Genomic DNA, 21,653 nt, shown 5'->3' on the forward strand with positions numbered 1-21,653 from the left:
GGCGGCCTTCTGGACGCTGAGAAAATCCACCGGCAGTTGATTGCCATCACTTGCTGCGTTTTTACACGGTCTGGGCCGAAAGCTGCCTACCGTGATCGGCGGTACTTGTTTCCATTTTGATTCCAGTGGGAAACCAGCTCATCGGTACGATCCGGGATCTGTGGTGTCTTGCTGAGTACAAGGCACCGGAGATTACCCACGTACTCCTCGATCACATAGAGAGTGTCGCCAACGTCAACGCCTAGCTCTTGAAGAGCCTCATCCGGAATGCGGATAGCGCCATCGCCGTTCCAGTCTTCGATAGTCACTTGCTTGGGCCCCATTTTCCTGTTCTCCACTGTCATGATCACCTTCGGTGCGGTCGATCTTGAGGCACGGTCAGGCTGCTAGCCGGGATCATACTCTGTGGCGGTAGCTCTGGCCGCTAGCCGCAAGCTAGCGACAGGCTGCTTCTGGCCGATTCATGACGGTCGAGGCGTACCGGTGCTGTGGTCACATCCAATGCAAATGGCTGGTCAAGTCGGCGGCCAGGCAACCAGCAATCTGGATGCCGCTAGGGCGCTGGGAAAAGATGCCCCCTCTACGGCTCGGCTTGAAAAAATACGCCTGAGGCCTACAGACACAGCGCTGAACCACCGGCTCGGCCATAGATCGAGGGAATTATCTACAATTATCTCGACATAGATAATTGATCGTTCTCTTGTCACCCCCTCATGGTCGTTGTCGAAATGAAGGTCGGCGAGCTCAAGGCCACCTACAAAGGCCAGATGGAACTTTACCAGCGCAGGCTCGACAAGTTCGAGTGCAAGCCGGAAGAAGCCTCGCTATTGGGCATCATCCTGTGTACCGGCAAGAAATCTGAGCATATCGAGCTACTGGAATTGGGCAAGTCCAGCATCCACGTCGCCGAGTACCTAACCACCTTGTCGACGCGTGCCATGTTGGTGGAGCGACCACAGCAAGTGACCCGGCATGCGCAGTTGCAGATCGAGCAGCGCGACATGGACAAGAAAGGGCAATAAGTTCTTTCTAGTCGAAAAACATACACTGCGCCGATGTCTCGTCAACGGCGGGCAGTGCTAGTTGCCGCCCCTCACCTGGCCGTAATGCGCGCCAAGCATTAGCGAGCCTCATGACAAAACTTTTTTTCTGAGCGGGAGGTTGAAGAGCTGAGCGAACAGCTCGCCATGTCTCGCGCTTCATCTGGATTCCGCTATTTATGTTCCATGCGCCGTTCGGTGTCGAGGGCCGACCAGAGAAGAGAGGACGAAGATATTGAAGGAGGAAGCCAGGCACCCACGGGTAGTCGCGGACACCACCATGGAGATAAAAGTTGCTCCATCGGTAGATTTTCCAGATGTCATGTACGTCCACCACGAAGTCGATTTCCCCCTGCCGTTTCTGTATGGCCTCGAAGAGCTTGCTCAGGTCGATAGGGATCATGTCTTCTGGCCTACTCAGGTCCACGAGGCTAGACACGCAAAACGCATGTCGCAGACGTAGCTCAATCGCCGTGCGTAGCACCGCCACGGGTGCGTAAGGTGCCCTGTCGGCATGAGTCATACCTGAGTAGACACCGTAGATGATTTGCTCAGTACCTTTAAACACTTCAAAAGGGGTCTCGTGTCTGCGTCGCCATGCAGAGAAGTACCCTGGTTCTTTGGTCACTTCACGAGCGGCATCTTCTAGGAGCACGACTGCTAAATGCATCATTTCCAGTAGAGCTCGATGCAAGGTATGCACAACTGCATCAGCAGCAAAGGGTTCCTGCGTTTTGGCGAATTCGGCGATGCTCTTGCAGTAGCGCCTGGCCTCAGAGTCCAGCATGGTGAGCTGGGCTTGGTAGAACGATGGCTCTGACAGCTTCTTCCGCTCGGCCACCGAGACTATCAACCCCTGCCGCACTGCCTCGGCATCCTTCATCGGTTTGAGTTTCTGTGGTTCGGGCGGAATGCGTGCCATCGGGTGCTTCGGTCTCGACGCCAAGATTGCGCCGCCAAGTTCCTCCCAAAGCCACGGGAGCGCTTCGTCTTGAGACCACTCGCCTAAAGCAATCAGGTTTGCAGAGCTTATTTCTTGAAGCTGGTAGAGCTTGGAGTGATAGTCACTGCTGTTCATTGTCTTGCCTTTGTTGTTCTTCCCCGATATTGCGTTTCGACGTCCCGCCCGCAGGATGCACCCGGCGCTTCGTATCGAATCATCGCTATCCGGCGTTGATTCCTGACGCCCTTGATCCTTGACGGCTGCGTATCCAGCTTGCTCCAGATAACGGATTGCAGCCGATCTTCCTCGTGCGTTGCCTTGGAGGCGTACTGCTCAGTGGCCGTTACTAGGCTCTGTACGAAAAGTGCCTGCGCTCGGTGATGCTTCGTGAAAAACGGGTTCGGTCCGCTTCCTCACCCGTTTTTGCCTCGCCTGACCTTCGCTCGACGACTTTTCGTACAAACCCTAGCGCCTTCCTGAAGTAATGATGTTTTAAGGAAATGGTTTTTAGTCAGAATTTTAATAAGTCTTCTTCATTCTCTGCAAAAATACATTCCAGAGAGTTTCTCGCCATGAAAGCATTGAGCTCTTCTGCCTTGTCTTTTGTATCTATACGCTCATTGTTAGGGTTCTTCTTAGACCAAAGTGCAAGCTCTGGGCTTATAGGGAAGTAAATAGATGTTTCATTAGGTGCTTCGCCAGAAATAGCCAGAAAATTGTAAATTGGCTGATCCGAGGTTATCAATCTCACGCCGGTATTATTCTTTATGAGCTGTAGATCTAGATGGTCGCATATGGATGACCCAATCGCATTCGCTATGATGAATGCCATCGCGTTGTGAATTTTTCCTAAATCGCAGTCTCTGTATTTTTCTGGGGTATTGAGGTCTTCGTGTGTGGCAGAGAAAGAGTTTCTGGCTCTTTTAGTACGCGTGTACTGGTGCCCAAGATAGATGCAAAGATCAATTTTGCTCTGTCTATCTTCAAGTATCTTGGCATTTCCCGACCGGAGCTCTGTTAGCACCGGAAGCGCTTTGCCCTCTATCATTGAGTGAAACCATTCGATGCCGTATCTTGATACGTCACCTTTGGCATGGGCAATCTCCAAGTAAGTGCAGAGGCTGCTTAGGTTGGTAATCTGATTGATTTCTGGCCCACGCATTACCATGCTTTTGAGAAGATCTAATTCGGTTTGTGACAGCGGCTCTATTTCATAAAAATAGCGCTCTTGAGCGACGTTCTCGGTAGACGTCTTGAATAGCTTGCCAGTTCGTTTGCACCAAATCTGATCGTCAGTTGCCCACCCCTTCAGATAGAACTCCCAAACGTAGTGCTGCTTTTTTGTCTTTTCACTCATGCCTGAAGTTTCCTGAGTCTGCCCGCCCCCCACGTATGCAGTGTCAATCCCTGCGGATTGACCCGGTCGCGCAAGCCACAGGCAGCGGTGCGCTTTCACGCTACGACTCGGACGCCGCCAGGTGGCGTTCCGTCTCTGCCATCAGCTCGGCCGAGCTGCACCCAAGCGCACGTAAAATCTTGAGGATGAGCGCGAGCGTCGGCATGTGCTCGCCGCGTTCTACCTTACCCATGTGCGAGCGCTCGATGCCAGCCTGAAGGGCCAGCGTCTCCTGGGCCACGCCTTGGCCCATGCGCAACGCACGCACCGCCCCCCCAAATGCCCGTGCCGGCTCGGCCTCGAAGGTGGTGGCGCCGGACGGACGGCCGCGCTGGATTTGACGACTCTGCATACCCAGATGCGTCGATTCACGACACAATCAAAACCACGTTAAAGATAACTTATACTCCAATTCTTGGCCTACCATGCAAGCAACGCCACGGCCTGCATCCCTGCCCTTGGATAAATACGCAAAAGCGGATCACCACCTTTGTGCTTTCGTGGATTCGGTGATTACCGCGAGTACGCTTTCGTGAACTTCCGTACGGCTTTGAGGCTTTCTGTACAAGCACAAAGCCGACGCTCCCACAGAAGGCCGCGCTCATGAAGCAGCCCATCGTCACCTATGCCCAGTGCGCGCAAATGCTCGCCAGCGGGCGCTACGCCATGCTCGATGACGGTAAGGGGTGCATCCTAGTGCCGTGGCGGCCAATGATTGAAGCGTGGATGGAGCAGCAGATTGCTGCCTCCATGCATCAATAGGCCGCGCACCCAAGGTGTCTAATGGGGCTGCCCCTAGTCGAATGGTACCAATACCGCATCTGCCCCTGGGTCTTAGTGGGTTGTCCGGTAGTGGTCAAGTCGTTCAGGCCCACCAGACTATCGCCTGTGATCAGGCTCAACAGAAATCCGGCTCGGTGAGAAGTCCTGAAAGCGGCGAAATACTTGAAGAGACCTCAAAGCGAGACAGATCTACGATAAGCTCAGGTAAAACTCGAGCCACATCATGAATGTGGAAACTGGAGGGACGCCCAGCGCATTTGCTCAGCGAAAAATCTTCAAGATCGTTTGCATCGAACTCGGGCAACGTATCTTGTTCGACCATCTGCAAGTCCTTTGCAGCGCGTTTTTCGTCACATTGTGAACCAGACGAAGCTCAAATATAACTCTCACATAGTAGCGATCAACTACTGTTCGAGCTGCTGGGCGTTATGCCTCAGAAACAAGTCTCTGCTCCTAGCCGATCCTGTTGAAAAAGTAGATTTTGAGCGCGAATAGGTGTCGATCAGGCATGCGTATTAGTGTCGGAACCGATGCTAATACTCTTCTTTAAGCGACTGCCATGGTCGGCCAAGCAATTCTGAGCACGCTGCCTGCGCGCCACCGAAGCAGAAATTCAAACTTCGAGTGAATGCTTGTGGTGATGCGTATCGCAGCGACTCACCTTTCTCATTCCAGATATCGCCATTGACCGCCCGCAACAGAGCATGACCCGCAACCAGGTCATGGGGCGAAACGCTGTAGAGCGATACGGCAGCTACACCATCGCCTGCGGCAACACGCGCAAGGCGGTAAGCAATGCTTGGCATCGGGTGGAAAATAGCCGGGTGGCAAAGCAAAGCATTCTGCTTGGCTTTTTGGGTGCCCCCATAACTGACCATTACCGCTGTCCCCGGTGCCAAGATCGCAGATTGCAGGTCATTATTCACGGGACGACCATTACGCAGTAAAGCCGGTGCACCCTCAGCCCATGCTATGCAGTCAGGACCACTAGACGTGACGGGGGCGTAAACCACGCCCAGCACTGGCGTTGCGTTATGCAGCAATCCGATAGAAATGGCAGAGCCCGGCCGACGATTGAGGAAGTCGCCTGTTCCATCATTGGGGTCAACAACCCAACTAAATGGGTGGCCTGATAGCTCGCAGCCCGTTTCTTCTCCGACAAAATCGCAATTAAGGATGTGCTTCAGTCGCTGTCGCAGAAGTACCTCGATTTCAACATCGACGTCTGCCTTAAAGCCACTGCCCCTTGGGCCGTCTGATCTATTAAGCTCTGACTCAATAAGTCGGCCGGCTTCGTAAGCAAGCTGCATGACGGGTTCAAGAAGATCACTCAGCCGCAGTCCTGTCATCAACTCTTTTCCCAGTAGTTACCCTTGCTGACCAAGCCAAAATCCTCAGAGGAAAATGGCTGCTCATCATCGAACATGCCATTGACCATACGCTCCCGACGCACTCCACTCAGCACCCTGAAAAAGCAGGGCTCACAGAGATCCACCCGGTAGTGCTCCCCATCATGCTGGGAGCCATATCCCCATTGGGCTTCAAGCTTGCCGTATTGGGGACCATAGCCGGGAATACGCGTGCCAGAGCGGCACACGTCGCAGATCACATCTTCAACGACATCGACCAATGCCTGCGACTTAATCTCCATGCACACCTCACGATTACGTTCCACACGACGCCGGCCGGTTAGGGATACATGAACACCAACATCATTGGATCAGCCTCGACTGGCTGAGCATCAAAAACAAGCCAGTAGCTGCTGCCGATAATGCTGGGAAAAGCTGACCTGGTAAGCGGGCTCAATTGCATAGCCACCCAGCGAAATGATGTTCGTAGGCTGCGATCCAATACCCGGTTCTGCACCACCTAACCCCGCACCGTCGAAACCTGCGACATGACCCAAAGTGCCCATCGGCTCAGACCTGAAGCCTGGAGTAAAACCAGGCATCTGCACATCGCTCAAAACTGCCAGGTCATCAGGTAAGTCATCCGAAATTCGCTCCGCAAAGCCCTGAAGCGTTGGCTCCGCCAACATGAATAGCCATGCCTGGTCGTCGGACTCACCTGTGCGCCGCAGCACTCGCCCCAGCACTTGCCGGTAATGCAGTTCGGTGCGGATACGGCTGAGATAGCAGCACACTTGCAGGCGGGGAATGTCGGTGCCTTCGCTGATCATTCCGACGGCCACAATCCAGCGGCAGGCGCTGCTCCGGAATGCATTGATCACCTGCTGCGCATCCGGGGTTTTGTTGGTCACGATGCGGCACTCTTCACCCATTGCTTCTAGAGCCAGTGCAACTTGCTGGGCGTGTTCGATGTCTGTGGCCACCACCAAACCAGCGGCATCAGGTTTGATCTGGCGTAGCTCGTTCAGCTTGCTGCAGCCAAGATCAAGGATTGGATTGATCACCTCGTCATGACGCAGAAGTTCCTCATAGGTGACAGGTGACTCCCCTAAAAGCTTGGCGATGCTGGGAAACAGCCTCACGGAGCTATCCGCACCAAGCTCTTCCGTAAGTTTTACCTTCTGATTGTCGAGCAACACAATGCGAGGTGATCGGCACACGCCGTCGGAAATGGCATCTTTCAAGCCATAACGGTAATCACAGATCAAATGCCCGTCGGGCGAAGAGTAGCGAGCCAATGCGATGGCCTTGTCGTCCGAACGCCAGGGCGTTCCAGACAGGGCCAACGTGAAGGCAGCCCGATCCTGTATCCGATGCAGTATCTGCTGCCCCCAGGCATTGCTGAGCAGCGGATCGTGGCCGGCGCAATGGTGGATTTCATCGAAAACCACAAGCACCCGGTAGTCATCAAGAAGCTGCCAGAATCCCTCATCACGGTATTCCATGGCCTGATAGGTATAGGCCGCCCCCACGGCCCCCATCTGGCCATCGAGACGTCTGTATAGCACTTCTGAAAAAGTCGAACGAAAACCCTCCACCACCTGGCAGGACGGCGCAAAGCACAGCACCAGGTCAATTCTGTCCTGCTGAAGCAGTCGGCTGGTCAGCTCCGCGGCCATGCGCGTCTTCCCGGCTCCCGGCGTTGCCTGGCAGAAGAAGTGCTGCGTGACGGTAAAGTGCTCCAACGCCTTGGTGATGCAGCTGTTCTGCCAGCTGCGTAGCGATCTGCTCATCGTGGCGCAGCGAGCGTTGTGAGGGTCTTTTCTATGGCGCGTAAATGGCCCAGAAGGCGAGAACTGCGATCCCTGGCCTCCAGGTAATCGCCTTCAACCTTGTCGCGCAAATGCGGCATCTCGTCCAGAAGCAGCTTGAATCGCTCTGCCTCGCCCATTGAAGTGAGAAAGTCCAAGCGGATTTCCTTGTGGAGCGCCTCCAACTGCAAATCCGTATTGGCTGACGACTTAAGCGGCAAAGCCTCCACGTCGCGCACCACCGTGTCTGGTTCGCGCACTCCGGCAGCCTTAAGGCTTCTTTCAAAGCCGTTGTCGATTAGTTCCAGTTGCAGGTGTGCCGGAATCGACTGCAGGTGGTAGACCTGTCCTCGGATACGACGGTTCTCATCCAGTGCAACCCAGCCCGCGCGCACTAATCGACGGATCTGCTCATACACATAGCGTCGCACATCGGCGATACGGAAATGTGTGCTGTTTAGGCGAGTAGCATAGGCATCGCGCAGTTCACGGGTAGTAAAGGTTGTACGCCCTGGCTCCTGAAGCAGCTCATACAGACGCCTGTCGAAAATAAACGAGGCCGAATTCATTGAGGCACCAGAAGAGTTAGCACGAAAGAAATGCGGATTATAATCCGTGGCTCGTGCGTCCGCAAACGCACGATAGTGCCGCCTCAAGTTGAATTGAGACGGTCATGGATAAGTTGGCGAAAGCGTTAGGGGAACGCATCCGAACGCAGAGAAAGCTCTGCCGGATCTCTCAAGATGCACTCGCGCTTGCCTGCAGCCTTGATCGCAGCTACATGGGGCGAATCGAACGAGGCGAAGTAAATATTACCGTCGAAAAGCTTTACCGAATCGCAGGTGAGCTATCCTGCGATCCGTCCTACCTACTTCCCGAAGTCGCAGAGCTGCAGCCCAACGGATAGCGATAGCTTCTCGTGGTCGGTCGCGGCATTGAACAGGGCGTCCAGTACGCGCTAGGAAAATCGGCCGTGCATCACTTGTTCCATCGAGTGATTGTTCACCTAGTTATCACTGTCCTCTTGATGACTAATGCGCTGGGCGATGCTGGTGAGAAACTGCGGGTGGCCGTCATCGCTCGCCTCGGCGCCGAAGATATGGTTCAACGCGACGAAGATTTCCGACAGGCGCCTCTATCTGGTCATGGAGCTTACCGCTGTAGGGGCTTGTGGTTTGGGCACTTTATTCCTAAGGTCCTGACCCACTCGCGCTGGTGATTCTGACCCAGCCACTCCAGCGGTTGGCAAGCTTTTCAGGGCGAAGGTATTGCTGGTCAGCGCATGGGCACAGGCCTCCTCCAGTCGGACATCGCCATGTAAACGAGCCTCTTTGCGCAAAGCGCTGGCAGCCTTGTACCCGTTGGCCACATCGGTACATTCGGACAGGTGATACTGCAGGTGACGTAGCAGCGCAGGCCGCCCCTTTCAACTCTGGCGAGCAATGCGGCGTGCTCACTCTCGGTGTAATACTGGTGGTTGGGCGGCCTGTGGCTCCGACTACATGCTTATTCCAGAGACATACTGCCGAGGGAGTGCTAACACGCAGATGGTTGTGGAAGACCTCCAAGACCTCGCCCGTAGCGCGTACATCCACTTGCTGCTACACCAATCGGCTCGGTACGGAATAGTGGTGGTTGAGTTTCTCAACTCTATCGTATATGAGGAGGTGGCGGTTGCGCCTGGCATTATCGACCATGATCTAGGGGCCTATCAAAGCCGCTAAAAATATGGATAAGCGATGCCACAGTATTTAAGGACAAGCACCGTTCGCTTGCTTGAAGCAAGTCAGGAAGCTTTGACTCTTGCGCTCCTTGGCTTGGGAATGCCCAACCGTGGAACCCTTCGCGTTGATTGTGCGCGATTCGCCGCTCCAGTGGGGCTTATTGGCGCGGCCGCAGAACAAGCGCTATCAGCCATACTGGTACAAGTTCGTGGCGACGAAGCCCTCATGCTGTCCCCAACTCAATTCAAAAGTGCGCGGGATGTACTTCGGGATGTCCGAGACATACTGAGAGCTCCTGTCCCAAGGGCTTCGTTCCTGACTGTAGGGGTCGGAGATCCAGTTCGGCATCGAGACCAGCTTATCCAAGCGACCGAAGGTCTATCACTGCTTTTCGGTCAAAGAGCTGCCGGATTCCATGCAGGGAGAGGCCCCTCAAGGGCCGTCGCCCTCGTGCAGGCGCATAAGGTACTGAATTTTCTCAGCCTCCTCGCAGAGTCGACGCGTGTCCGGCCCTATCTTGAGTGTGTTCCACGTCCACCAGACGAAGTGTTAAACCGGAACGTGCTAGTCGATGATCTGGCAAGAAGGTTTCGAGAGGCTGAAACAGCCGGGGAGCGAGGCGACTCATTGCGATCGCTGTTTCTGGTTTTGCCAGAAGTACCTGCAGAGGCACCAGAGTGGCTGGATGCTTTTGACAGGTCAGCAGTGGAGCCAACAGCTGAAGATATCAATCTACTGCTGGGGACTTTGGAGCGTGCCGCTCCTGTGCGTTTTCAGCGCCTTAACGCTGCAGGTCAGGGGCTACATGTGGTCGTGCGCCCACAAGATGTCAACGCCTTACCAATAGCTCCGCACCATATGCGGCGCGCATTTGCCGACATTGCAGATCAGTTCGCTGCGGACGTCGGTAACGCCAATGGCAGACTCGATGTAGGCATCCTCGACCTGCCCCCGGAAAGTTTCTTACTTGACTTAAGCGTCCTTGGCCCCGAACAGATTCGGCAAGTCCTAGGGCGGCTGACGCTGACAGCACATGAGGTGTGGCCGTTCGTTGCTACAGCACTCTCTCAGCAAGGCACAGAGAGACCATTTTGGTTCATCACGTCTCTGGTAGATGACTTGGGGCAGCTTATTGGCCAAATGCGACGGGCGTTCGATGCGGCTCAGCGCAACCCATTCCGTCAGCGCCGAGCTGCAGCATTGGAGGCTTTTGAGGCATTGCGCCAACGTCAGCTGCTCGCACCTCCAACAGAACTGGCGGTGTTCATTAGAACCGCATATGCAAAATCAGAACGAGCAAGAGAGGCTCTTATTGCAGCAGTAGAGCGAAACAGAGGAACTGAACGGGGGGCGACTGCCGAGGCCGAGGCTGTCCTGCGCAGGGTGGCAGCCGGAGACGTTAATGCGGGTCAAGCGCTTACCGCTATTGTCGCTTCTAACAGTCTGGAGGCTCGCCGATATTGGTCGCGACTATTGGCGGAGGCCGCCACTGATCCTGAAGACCGCAACATGCTGGTGGAGATACTCCGGCATGCGGACCTCGCTCCTGCAAGGACTGCAGCAAGGAAAGCCTTGAAGCTCGTTGACGCGATTGCCTATGGACCGCAAATTGAGCTGGAATAATCAAAACGGCGCAGCTCAATAATATTTGCAATTATCCAGATAGGCACAGCGAAAAGTGTTTTTAACGGAGAGTTATTGGCATGGCTAAGCTGAAAGAGCAAAGTAATCCATTTTCCACTGGGGGTGGTGGCGTCAATTTTGAAAGCCGGGTGCAGGCTTCATTTCTAGTCGCGCTTCTAGCTGGAACACCTATCCCATGCATGCCTACCAATGCTCGCGTAAAGGAAATTAGCTTCCAGAATAGATATGCCGGCGTGCACACAGATGATTTGCTTGTCATCTCTGAAGACTCAACCAATAACAAGCGAGTTTTACGAGCCCAAATTAAACATGAAATAACGACAAGCGACTCTGAAGACTCTGTATTTGCCGAAGTGATTTGCGCCGCATGGGAAGACTTCAATAGCCATGACTTCAATAAAAATCTTGACTCCATCGCGCTTGTTACTGGCCCATTGACCAGGGTCGATCTTGCCAGCACCATTCCTATACTTGAGTGGGCTCGTCATTCATCAAGCCCCGATGAATTTATCAAAAAAACAACAGCTAAAGGCTTCACAAGCGCTAAGAAAAAGGAACGACTAAGTGCTTTTCGAACGCAATTAAATCGGGCAAATGGCGGCGCATTGTCAGACAATGAATTCTGGGAATTCCTGAAGACATTCCATCTTATTTCATATGATTTGGATCAAGTGGCATCAGTTACAGCTGCAATGCTTGGCTCGCTCATTCATCAACACTCTGACCTACCGCCCTCAGCAGTTTTGGCACAGATTGTAACAACCGCTCAAGAATTCAACCAGAATGCAGGTACACTAACAATCGATAACATTCCTGCCGACTTGAGTTCTTTATTCAGAACCAGAGTAACTCAGTCACTAGAGGCGGATATAGATAAGCTACAGGAGAGAAGCCGCCATATATATCTAGGCATTTCTAATTCGATATGCGGGAGTCATGTATCCCGAGACAACATAGTTGAAGAGATACGCGACTCTTACGAAGAAGGTGGATTCGTATTCGTTACCGGCGAACGGGGCGCCGGTAAATCTGGCGTTGTCAAAGACTATGTACAGTCCAGAGATTCTAGCGCGGCCACCTTCTACGTCAGGGCCGAGGATTTCGACAAGCCCCATCTTAATGATGTGTTTGCATCTATGGGGATCAGCTCAGGCCTACACCAATTGGCGAGCCATTTCTCTCTCCTTAAAGAAAAAATCCTGATCATTGAGTCAATTGAAAAAGTATTAGAGCTTAATAACTCGGCAGCTTTTATAGATTTATTGAACTTCATAAGATTGCAAGGGGGGTGGTGCGTGATTGCGACAGGACGCGATTATGCATACCAGCAGCTGGCGTTTAATTACCTTCAACCCTGCGGCTTGAACTTTAAGAGCGTAAAGGTTTCAGGCTTCACCGATGGGCAAGTTGAAGAGATCTGTAATAATGCTCCTGAGCTGCGGCAGTTAACGAGCAATCCGGCCATCTCGGAGCTTTTGCACAATCCGTTCTTTATTGATCTTGCTGTTCGCGCGTTTGCAAATGGCGCCAAATTTGAGTCCAGCAATACCGAGGGCGACTTCCGAACAATTGTCTGGAATTCAGTCATTGAAAGACAATCGGATCGCAGGAATGGAATGCCCGCTCGGCGCAGAGCTACTTTTATTGAGGTGGCAAAGCTGCGAGCAAAACGAATGGTATTTGGTGTACCTGATACAGATTTTGATCCTGCGGTTGTCGCCAAGCTAGAAGAAGATAATCTTATTCGCCGCGATACCCGTAGCTCTTTGATAAGCCCTTCTCATGATGTATTGGAGGACTGGGCTCTCGGCGAATTCATTGAAAACGAATACTTAGCAAATTTGGGGTCGCCGAATAATTTTCTAGCCGCAATCGGAAGTGAGCCCGCAATTGGTCGCGGCCTACGCTTGTGGATGGGCTTCAAGCTTGCAGCTGAAGCTGAATTGACAGACCTAATCGAAAGCATACTTACAGCGGATGATATTGCCAGCCACTGGAAAGATGAGGTTGTTGCCACCGTACTGTTAAGCCCGGATCCATCTAAATTTTTTAATCTACTGCAAGACAAATTATTAGCTAATCAATGCAGCCTGCTGATTAGATTCAGCTTCATACTGCGTATTGCTTGCCAGCGCCCTGTAGAAGGAGCAAGCGGATATCCGGATAAAAATTCCGACTCTGGATTCTTGCTGTTATTGAAACCATATGGTAGCGGGTGGGAGGCGCTGATAAATTTCATATTTTCGAATAGGGCGTCTTTGTCTAAGTCAGTTCTTCCTCATGTTGTAGAGGTGGCTTACTCATGGTCGGATATTATAAGTATCTGGAGTAAACTGCCCGCAGAGGCACCTGCGGTTGGTGGCATCTGCTTATTTTTACTTGAATGGGTAGATTCGTATAAAAGAGAGAAGCTACGAACCAAGGTTCTGAAAGTCCTGCTGAAAGTAGTTCCGGCTATACCTGAAGAGTTCAATGCACTGGCAGAACGCAATGTATTTGCATCAAGGCTGAGGCGCGACCGCCCCAACTATGTGGAGGAGCTTGTCAGGTTGGCTCTTGCTAGCGATTTGGCTCCCATGCTCTGCCGACATCGCCCTGATTTCATTATACGGCTTGCCAAGCATGAATGGTTACAACCTGAAACAGATTACGACAACCAGGGTGGCTATCGCCCTTTATCCGGAATGGGTCTGGATGAAGCTTACGGCCTGCAAAATGAAAGAGACTATTTTCCTGCAAGTGGCTTGAGAGGTCCATTTAAGTACCTGCTGCAACATCATCCCCGCAAAGGTCTAGACTTCATTCTTGACCTTTGCCGCGTTTGCTCCGCGAAGTTTGCAGCATCTGAGTATGGCCAAAATCGTGAAGATCAGCTTCAGGAAATGCCTGATGAGATGGAGGTTCGATCAGTTCTGATTCGCGCTAACGATGGAACCCAGATATCGCTCTTTGCATCACCTCATCTGTGGAAAGGATATCGCGGCCACTCCACTGTGCCTTATTTGCTCCAATGTGCATTGATGACCCTGGAGAACTGGTTAGTTGAGTACGTGGAGAATCCGCCACCCAAGAATGAACTTTCTTGGATATATGAATACATACTCAAAAATAGTAACTCAGTTTTAACTACAGCTGTGCTTGCTTCTATAGCCGTGGGATTTCCTAAGCAGGTCGGTATTGCAGCGTATCCGTTGCTTAAATGCACCAATCTCTACACATTAGATCTAATGCGTCAACTCGAAGAAAAAGGCAGTCAGGAACTAAATTGGTTTGCGATGCGCTTCGATCCCTGGTCTGAGTTCTTTGCTGAAGAGAGAAAAAATTCAGCTCTTAAGCCTTGGAGAGGGGAATCTCTAGAGGCATTACTGGTTAAATTTCAGTTCATTGAAGAGGATAGATCTGCGGCGTATGAGATTATTGATGAGCTGAGAGCACTTGCGGAGGCAGGTAAAAGCACCAGCCTGAAGTTCTTGGTTCATCGAGTTGATACGCGAAACTGGGAGGCTGTTCCGGACGAGGAAAACAATAGGATCATCTTTCAATCCACTCAGCCCCTTAGCGAAGAACTTCAGCAGGCTCAGCGTGAACACCAGGAAAATCATGCTCATGACTTTTCCGTCCAGCGACTCTATCTGTGGTCTAGGAAAAAATTTGAAAACAGTGAAACTAGCAGCTCTGGGCTGATTGGAGTCGACGAAGCTATCGGAGATGCAAGAAAAATCTTGGATCTTTTAATAAAGGGGGAAGTTGGGCGTTTTGAAATAATGGCGCTAGGTGCGGTTACTACTACGGCTGCAGTAGCAGTAAGAGATTATTTTGACGCTCTGTCAACTGATGATGTTAACTGGTGCCTGGAGGTGATAACTCAAGTAATCCACTTGAACTCGGATGACAGTAGCAACCATATGGCGGTCGATGCTACCGATTCTAATGGAGCTGCCGCTTGTGCGTACGTTCTTGCGAAACTATTGGAACTTGAGCTTGATCCAGAGCTGCGCGAAGAGATTTATTATGCAATTGCTACGGCGATAACGCATGTCAACATACATGTATGTGCGTCTGCTGCTAAAGGAGTGCGCGATTACCTCTGGAACATGGATGAGAGCTTTGCTAACAGCTGCATTAGTGGGGCTTTGGAATTTGCGCGCTTCGAGCTTGCATCGCGCTACACATCCGTGCGAGCGGCTCAAAATAGCGACCCTGATACGCCGCCTAGCGAATGGAGCACGCTTGTTTCAGAGTTTCGAGAAAAGATTCTCGGGGCAGAGTTTGAGTTTTCCCCATCTGAAATCACACCGGAATCTCACTCCTTGTGGCGTATCCATATTCCGCTGCTGATGCTCCCTCTCGGCAACTATAATGATAACAATCTTAGTCTTTTATATAAGACCGTTGCGATAGTATATGAGGAGAAAAATGAACAGAAAAAGCGCTCATCAGACCGACCATATCGATTGAATCATGATGTGGCAATAGTGATACAGAACTGCTTGGCCGAGCATGTCATTGCCAGCCAAAGTGATAACTTTAGGCCCATACGTGATCTTCTGCTGGCAGGATGCCAACAAGCGCCTAGCTTTATATACCTTGTTAAGCTTCGATTCGACACCGCTATGGAGCAACGGTCTGACTATAAAGGTATGTGGGAGCTCTGGTGCTTATTGGAGCACCAGTTGCATGAAATTGCACTTAATGCCGTATATACACCTTACTCAGGTCATCAGCATGATCTAAATACTTTTTTGCGCGGTATGCTGTACAGCGATGGCGTGTATCAGAAACATCCAAACCGGGTCAAAGCGATAACGATAGGATCGCAATACTTGCTTGAATTTTGTAGGCGTTCAGCATGCAACAGCTTGGTTTTTGAGTCGCTATGCTCGCTCATGTATCAATTCCACGACTTATTTTTTGACAATGGCATTCATATTTTGGCAGCTGAGTACAGGAAGAATTCGAGCATCCTGACATCTCAAGGAAACTCTGCATATTGCCTAGAAATGGCAATCGCTAAGTTTTTTAAGCTCACTGACAAGCTAAGCCTTAAAATGTACGAAGCTTGTTTGGATCTTCTTACGGGAATAGTAGAGACAGGGTCTGCTAGAGCATACTATCTCCGTGAATCACTGATCCGAACACGCAGAATTTCTAGCTAATTTCCGCTAATTGATGATTGGTGCATAGATCTAGGTATCCCTAGCCGCTCACTTTTAGCATTACTCTGTCGATTACGATTAGTTGGAGATAGCCGGGGCGAGTAAAAGTACTGGCCAAGGCCAGTGCATGCACGAGACTAACCCAGATGTAAGTCTGCGGCTAAATATTGGCAGGTAGCAATTACTCGCTTCACATCTGCGGCGACCAGTTGCCTAGGGAAACTCTGAAAAATCCCGCCTTCTTCGAGTATGCAGGCCTATAAGCCGCGTATCTACTGGGGCGCATTTTTCGAGTAGGGGCTTTTTCAGACCATCCCTAGCAACGTTGGCGTCGTGGATCACAACTACTGCAATGGCTGGACACAACCTCCAGCGCGGGTGGGTCACAATAACTGGAAACGAAGAACAGCATCACTGGAAGACACACAGCTGCCCATATCGCTGCTGGGTTTGAGGGTGTACTCGCCCTCTTCTTCGCTCAGCCGCTATTGATGCTCAGCGCGCTTGCTTACCGAAGAGATGATAGAGGGGGGAAACCTCAGCGCCGTACATCTCTTGCAAATGCGGTTGGATCTCGCGCACGGCCATACCGTGTACGTATAACGAGAGATTCTCGAAGTCGAACCCCGCCCATAGATCCTAGCGCTTCTCTATTTTTTGCGGATCGAAGGTGCCATCTTGGTCTCGTGGTGCTTCGATGGCCAGCTCACCAAACTCACCTTTGGGCTTCTTCCAGCTGAAGCTGTTGGGGGTGTTGTCAGCTGGATTGTTGACAGATTGACGCTTGTCATGGCAGGGATGGTAGATCAGCTCCGTATCCAGTACGCGCTTGGCCAGTTCTTTGTCAGCTGCTTGAGGATGCCGTCAGCATCGATCAGACCTTCAGATTTCTGAAGGTTAGTTAGGAGCTGGTTCTACAACACGTCAGTGATGGGGATTGCGTCTTGCTCATGCTGTCTCCAGTTTGTAGCGACAGTGCCGCTTATGAGCCGGTTACACAAATTCGTGCCCTCGTGCCTTGAGAAGAGGCAATCACAGGGACACTTACAAAAAGTTAGGTTTTGGAGCTTAAATTCGAGCCAAAATCAGCAAAACCTAACTAAAACACCACCATAACCACAGGATTAAGAAGAGGGAGATGCAGAACAGGCTGGAAAGCCAGTGGCCATAAGGTCTCGACTGCAGATTTTAAAACGTGACTAAAACCTAATAGGGCAGATTGGAGTACTGAGCCATGAGAACCTGACTTGATGAATAAGTAGAATGAAGACGGTGCGCACGCCGCGCGCTGTGCAGATACCTTAGCCGCTACCCGGGCAAGTGCCACCTGATGCCATGCAGGAGACGCAACAGCGGATCATGACGTGTGCGGCGCAAAGCTACCGGAATGCGGCAGGCAGGGCAAACCGTCGCTCGTCGACTTCACTGGCACTTCGCCACATTTAAGGGCATGCTAGCCGGCTGGCGTGCCAGCACGCCCATCAAGCATCGCCCAGACAGCTGCAAGCAGCAGGTTCACCCTACGTGCCGACGTCTTCCACATTGCCTTCACCGCCGCCAGGAGAACCGCAACCGAGGCGTCGCGAGTCGCTTAGACGCGCCCTGATCGTGCTGGTGCTGGCCATGCTCGGCCTGCTCGCCTGGCAGTTGATGCAGGAACACCACCAGTTGCTGGACAACCAGCGACGTTTGAGCCAGACCTACGCTGACCAGCTCGCTCGGCATCTGAGCCTGAGCATGCGCTTGAAGGCCCAGGCGGGGCAGGCGATTCTTCAGGGCCGACCGAACGAGCCCCTGACCCTGCCGGTGCAGGCCGATCAGATCAGCGCTCTGCGCAGCCTCTTTTCCAGTCTCGATAGCGTTGTCCGCCTGGACGCGGAAGGCCAGTTGCTGAGCGAAAGCAACGCAGGCAGCGGCGACCTGCCCTTCGTCCGCAGCCTGCTGCTGCGCAACGGCAACGCCGCCTACCGCTACGCGATGAGCCCACGCGACGGTGGCCTGCTCTATCTTGCGCTGCATCAGCCGGACGGCGGCCTCGCGGTGCTGCGCATGAGCACCAGCGCCGTACGCAACTGGCTGCAGGAACAGCAGCAAGGCGAATACCGCTGGCTGCTCGAAGACAGCACCAGCCGCCGGGTGATCTTGCGTTCCGATGGCGCCACGGTACCGGCCCAGGCGCTTGAACCGGTCACGGCAGAAGAACATGCCAGCAGTATCCGCCTGTTCCCCCTCGACGGCAGTGAGTGGCAACTGCGCGCGCTGTTCGACAGTTCACGCGCGAGCAATAAGTTGATGCCGGTGCTGGCCGGCAAATTCCTCCTGTTCGGCCTGCTCAGCCTGCTGACACTGCTGGCGCTGCATGGCCTGCAACGCGAGCGGCGCAGCCTGCAACGCCTCAACGCCGAGTCGCGGCGCTCACTGCGCCAGGCCGCCAGCGCCCTGGGTGCGGTGGAGGAATGCATTCTGGTCACGCAGGCCGATGGCGCGCTGCGTTATCTGAACCCGCAGGCCGAGGCGCTGTTCGGACTGGACGGCCAGGCAGTCTGGGATCGTCATCTGCTCGACTTGCTGCCGGATCTTGACCCGCTGCTGCTCAACAGCCCCCACCTGGCGAGCGACCTCGGCCCCGAGCTGGTACGCCTGGAAATCCAGGGTCGCACCCGCCTGTTCGCCGTGACCCGCAGCGACATCAGCGAAGGTGCCCATCATGGCGGCTATGTCTGGGTGCTGCGCGACGTCACCGATGAACAGCAGGCCATGCGCGTGCTGCAGGAAACCCGCCGGCGCTACCAAGACATCTTCGAGGGTACTGGCGTTGCGCTCTGCGTACTCGATCTGTCCGAGCTGCGCAGCTTCCTGCTGCAACAGCGCGTGCGCGACTCCGCCGGCCTGCAACGCTGGCTGCAAGCCGACCCGGAGCATCACGAGCAACTGCGGCAACAACTGCACATCACCGAAGCCAACCAGGTGGCGCTCAATCTGCTCGGCGCCAGCAGCACCGAACAGGCCTGGGAACAGCTGTTCGATTGCGGCGCCATCGAAGCCGAGGATCTGCGCTTCAAGCTCGCGGTCGCCGTGGTGGAAGGCCCCAACCTGGTCGAGCTGGAAACCCAACTCGTCACCCGCCAGGGCTTGCGCCGTCACGTCTGGCTGGTACTGCGCCTGCCGGAGATGATTCAGGATTACCAGGCGGTGACGCTGAGCATCAGCGACATCACCAGCCGCAAGCGCATCGAGCTGTCGCTGATCGAGCGCGAACGTTTCTGGTCGGAAGTGGTGCGTTCGGTACCCGATCTGCTCTACGTACACGACATGCAGAACAAGCGCGTGCTGTTCAGCAACCACAGCCTGGGCCTCAAGCTGGGTTACAGCCGCGACGAACTCAAGGCCATGGACGATGACTTCTGGGTGGAAGTGCTGCACCCCGATGACAGCGACTATTACTGGCGCATCCGCAATCTGCAGAAGGTCGTCGGCGACGGCATGCTGCTCGAGTCCGTGCTGCGCTGGCGCCATCGCGACGGCCAGTGGCGCTGGTTCAGCATCCGCGAGCAGGCCCTGGCGCGTGACGCCCAAGGCCGAGTCAGCCGCCTGATCGGCGTGGCCAAGGACATCACCGAGCAGATCGAACAGAACCAGTCGCTGCGCGACAGCGAACAGCGCTACCGCCTGCTGGCCGAAAGCATCAGCGACGTCATCTTCTCCACCGACAACAGCCTGAAGATCAATTACGTCAGCCCCTCGGTAGAGCCGGTGCTGGGCTATACGGTCGACTGGATGATGAGCAACGGCTTCCAGAACCTGGCCGCCAACCCGCATCAACTGAGCGGGCTCAATCTGCTGCTCGAGCGCATTCGCGATGCCCTGGACGAACGTTCCCGCCTCGACCGCCTGCGCGAGGAGTTGCCGGATCAACTGTTCGTCTTCGATTGCCTGCGTGCAGACGGCCACAAGATCCCCGTGGAGCTGCGCCTGGTGCTGATGTGGGACGAGAATGGCCGCTTCGAAGGCATCCTCGGTGTCGGCCGCGACATTAGCCAGCAGCGCCGCGCCGAGAAAGACCTGCGCATGGCCGCCACCGTATTCGAGCACTCCAGCGCGGCGATTCTGGTCACCGACCCGGCCGGCTACATCGTCCAGGTCAACAAGGCCTTCAGTCGTATCAGTGGCTATTCCGCCGGGCAGGTACTGGATCAGTTGCCCGGCATGCTCACCGCCGATCGGCAGCAGGCTTCGCACGTGCAGTACATCCTCGGCCAACTCAATCAGCGTGGCTCCTGGGAAGGTGAGGTGTGGCTCAAGCGCCGCGACGGCGAGAACTTCCCGGCCTGGGTCGGCATCACCGCCGTGCAGGACGAGGAAGGCGACCTGGTCAGCTACGTTTGCTTCTTCAGCGACATCAGCGAGCGCAAGGCCAGCGAACAACGCATCCACCGCCTGGCCTACTACGACGCCCTCACCCACCTGCCCAACCGCACCCTGTTCCAGGATCGCCTGCACAGCGCCCTGCAGCATGCCGAGCGGCATGACGAATGGGTGGTGCTGATGTTCCTCGACCTCGACCGCTTCAAACCGATCAATGATTCGCTCGGCCACGCCGCCGGCGACCGCATGCTCAAGGACGTGGCCGTGCGACTGTCGGCCTGCGTCGACGGTGACGATACCGTGGCGCGCATGGGCGGCGACGAGTTCACCCTGCTGCTGCAGCCCCGCGCCACCCGAGAAGGCGCCCTGAACCGCGCCATCAGCGTTTCCGAACAGATTCTCGCCAGCCTCGCCCGCCCCTTCGTGCTCGAAGGGCGCGAGTTCTTCGTCACCGCCAGTATCGGTATCGCCCTTGCCCCGCAGGATGGCAACGAGCTGAGCCAACTGATGAAGAACGCCGACACCGCGATGTACCACGCCAAGGAGCGTGGCAAGAACAACTTCCAGTTCTACCAGGCGGAGATGAACGCCAGCGCCCTGGAACGCCTGGAACTGGAAAGCGACCTGCGCCATGCCCAGGAACAGGGCCAGTTCGTCCTCCACTATCAGCCGCAATACTCCAGCGATGGCCGTCGCCTTACGGGCGTCGAGGCGCTGCTGCGCTGGAACCACCCGACTCGCGGCCTGGTGCCGCCCGACGAATTCATCCCCGTGCTGGAAGAGCTCGGCCTGGTGGTGCAGGTCGGCGAGTGGGTACTGGAAGAGGCCTGCAGCCAGCTCAAGGCCTGGCACGAAGAGAAGATTCGCATCCCCAAGGTGTCGGTCAACCTGTCCGCCCGCCAGTTCGCCGAAGGCGATCTGGAAAGCCGCATCGCCGTCATCGTCGAACGCACCGGCCTGCCGCCGGCCTGCCTGGAAGTGGAACTGACCGAAAGCATCCTGATGCGCGATGTCGGCAGCGCCATGCAGATGCTCAACGACCTAAAACGCCTCGGCCTGTGCATCGCGGTGGACGACTTCGGCACCGGCTACTCCTCGCTGAACTACCTCAAGCAGTTCCCCATCGACATCCTGAAAATCGACCGCAGCTTCGTCGACGGTCTGCCGGATGGCGAACAGGATGCGCAGATCGCCCGCGCCATCATCGCCATGGCGCACAGCCTGAACATGATGGTGATCGCCGAAGGCGTCGAGAGTCAGGCGCAACTGGAGTTCCTGCGCGAACACGGCTGCGATGAAGTGCAGGGCTACCTGCTCGGCCGGCCGATGTCGGCGCAAAAGCTCAGCGAGCAGCTCATGGGGGCGACGCTGTTCACCCTCGATTGAGACGCCACACGAGACACAGCCCTCCGTAATGAAGGACGTTCGTCTGCGCCATGACC

Annotated in this window: 13 protein-coding genes and 4 pseudogenes; 6 read left to right on the forward strand and 11 right to left on the reverse strand. The window is 54.3% G+C overall.

Annotated features, from left to right (window positions below; genetic code table 11):
- Positions 1-86: 86 nt before the first annotated feature.
- The gene (locus VC352_RS11090; RefSeq protein WP_322979865.1) at positions 87-323 is read right to left on the reverse strand and encodes an AbrB/MazE/SpoVT family DNA-binding domain-containing protein; all 237 of its coding nucleotides are present in this window, start codon (positions 321-323) and stop codon (positions 87-89) included.
- 390 nt (positions 324-713) lie between these two features.
- Between VC352_RS11090 and VC352_RS11095 the strand changes: the two are divergent.
- A pseudogene (locus VC352_RS11095) lies at positions 714-1,022 on the forward strand (PDDEXK nuclease domain-containing protein); the annotation flags it as partial.
- Between the two features lie 7 nt (positions 1,023-1,029).
- On the opposite strand, the gene VC352_RS11100 reads toward VC352_RS11095, so the two are convergent.
- From VC352_RS11100 to VC352_RS11110, 3 genes are all read right to left on the reverse strand, one after another.
- Positions 1,030-2,118, reverse strand: coding sequence for a hypothetical protein (locus VC352_RS11100; protein ID WP_322979622.1), 1,089 nt, complete (start codon positions 2,116-2,118; stop codon positions 1,030-1,032).
- 376 nt (positions 2,119-2,494) lie between these two features.
- On the reverse strand, positions 2,495-3,340 hold the full coding sequence (locus VC352_RS11105; protein WP_322979623.1) for a DUF4238 domain-containing protein: 846 nt from the start codon (positions 3,338-3,340) through the stop codon (positions 2,495-2,497).
- Positions 3,341-3,440: 100 nt separating this feature from the next.
- Positions 3,441-3,731 carry a helix-turn-helix transcriptional regulator gene (locus VC352_RS11110; protein ID WP_322979624.1) on the reverse strand — a complete coding sequence of 97 codons (291 nt, stop codon included), beginning with the start codon at positions 3,729-3,731 and terminating at the stop codon, positions 3,441-3,443.
- Positions 3,732-4,021: 290 nt separating this feature from the next.
- Here VC352_RS11110 and VC352_RS11115 point away from each other — a divergent pair.
- Positions 4,022-4,141 (forward strand): annotated as a pseudogene (locus VC352_RS11115) (DUF3363 domain-containing protein); the annotation flags it as partial.
- Between the two features lie 136 nt (positions 4,142-4,277).
- Here VC352_RS11115 and VC352_RS11120 read toward each other — a convergent pair.
- From VC352_RS11120 to VC352_RS11140, 5 genes are all read right to left on the reverse strand, one after another.
- Positions 4,278-4,484, reverse strand: a complete 207-nt coding sequence (locus VC352_RS11120; RefSeq protein WP_322979625.1) for a hypothetical protein — start codon at positions 4,482-4,484, stop codon at positions 4,278-4,280.
- A gap of 211 nt (positions 4,485-4,695) precedes the next feature.
- Positions 4,696-5,511 carry an inositol monophosphatase family protein gene (locus VC352_RS11125; RefSeq protein ID WP_322979866.1) on the reverse strand — a complete coding sequence of 272 codons (816 nt, stop codon included), beginning with the start codon at positions 5,509-5,511 and terminating at the stop codon, positions 4,696-4,698.
- Positions 5,511-5,813, reverse strand: coding sequence for a hypothetical protein (locus VC352_RS11130; protein ID WP_322979626.1), 303 nt, complete (start codon positions 5,811-5,813; stop codon positions 5,511-5,513). The genes VC352_RS11125 and VC352_RS11130 overlap by 1 nt, the downstream gene beginning before the upstream one ends.
- A gap of 90 nt (positions 5,814-5,903) precedes the next feature.
- Positions 5,904-7,304, reverse strand: coding sequence for a DEAD/DEAH box helicase (locus VC352_RS11135; protein ID WP_322979627.1), 1,401 nt, complete (start codon positions 7,302-7,304; stop codon positions 5,904-5,906).
- Positions 7,301-7,891, reverse strand: a complete 591-nt coding sequence (locus tag VC352_RS11140; RefSeq protein ID WP_322979628.1) for a hypothetical protein — start codon at positions 7,889-7,891, stop codon at positions 7,301-7,303. The genes VC352_RS11135 and VC352_RS11140 overlap by 4 nt, the downstream gene beginning before the upstream one ends.
- Before the next feature lie 104 nt (positions 7,892-7,995).
- Between VC352_RS11140 and VC352_RS11145 the strand changes: the two genes are divergently transcribed.
- Positions 7,996-8,229, forward strand: coding sequence for a helix-turn-helix transcriptional regulator (locus VC352_RS11145; RefSeq protein ID WP_322979629.1), 234 nt, complete (start codon positions 7,996-7,998; stop codon positions 8,227-8,229).
- On the opposite strand, the pseudogene VC352_RS11150 reads toward VC352_RS11145, so the two are convergent.
- Positions 8,221-8,457, reverse strand: a pseudogene (locus VC352_RS11150) (hypothetical protein); the annotation flags it as partial. The gene VC352_RS11145 and the pseudogene VC352_RS11150 overlap by 9 nt on opposite strands.
- A gap of 1,039 nt (positions 8,458-9,496) precedes the next feature.
- On the opposite strand from VC352_RS11150, the gene VC352_RS11155 reads away from it, so the two are divergent.
- Both VC352_RS11155 and VC352_RS11160 read left to right on the forward strand, forming a co-directional pair.
- Positions 9,497-10,669, forward strand: a complete 1,173-nt coding sequence (locus tag VC352_RS11155; protein WP_322979630.1) for a hypothetical protein — start codon at positions 9,497-9,499, stop codon at positions 10,667-10,669.
- Positions 10,670-10,749: 80 nt separating this feature from the next.
- Positions 10,750-15,846, forward strand: a complete 5,097-nt coding sequence (locus tag VC352_RS11160; RefSeq protein ID WP_322979631.1) for a hypothetical protein — start codon at positions 10,750-10,752, stop codon at positions 15,844-15,846.
- Between the two features lie 528 nt (positions 15,847-16,374).
- On the opposite strand, the pseudogene VC352_RS11165 reads toward VC352_RS11160, so the two are convergent.
- Positions 16,375-16,798, reverse strand: a pseudogene (locus tag VC352_RS11165) (transposase); the annotation flags it as partial.
- 671 nt (positions 16,799-17,469) lie between these two features.
- Between VC352_RS11165 and VC352_RS11170 the strand changes: the two are divergent.
- Positions 17,470-21,597, forward strand: a complete 4,128-nt coding sequence (locus tag VC352_RS11170; protein WP_322979632.1) for an EAL domain-containing protein — start codon at positions 17,470-17,472, stop codon at positions 21,595-21,597.
- The last annotated feature ends 56 nt before the right edge of the window (positions 21,598-21,653 follow it).

This window comes from Pseudomonas sp. C11, assembly GCF_034683865.1.
Lineage (GTDB): Bacteria > Pseudomonadota > Gammaproteobacteria > Pseudomonadales > Pseudomonadaceae > Aquipseudomonas.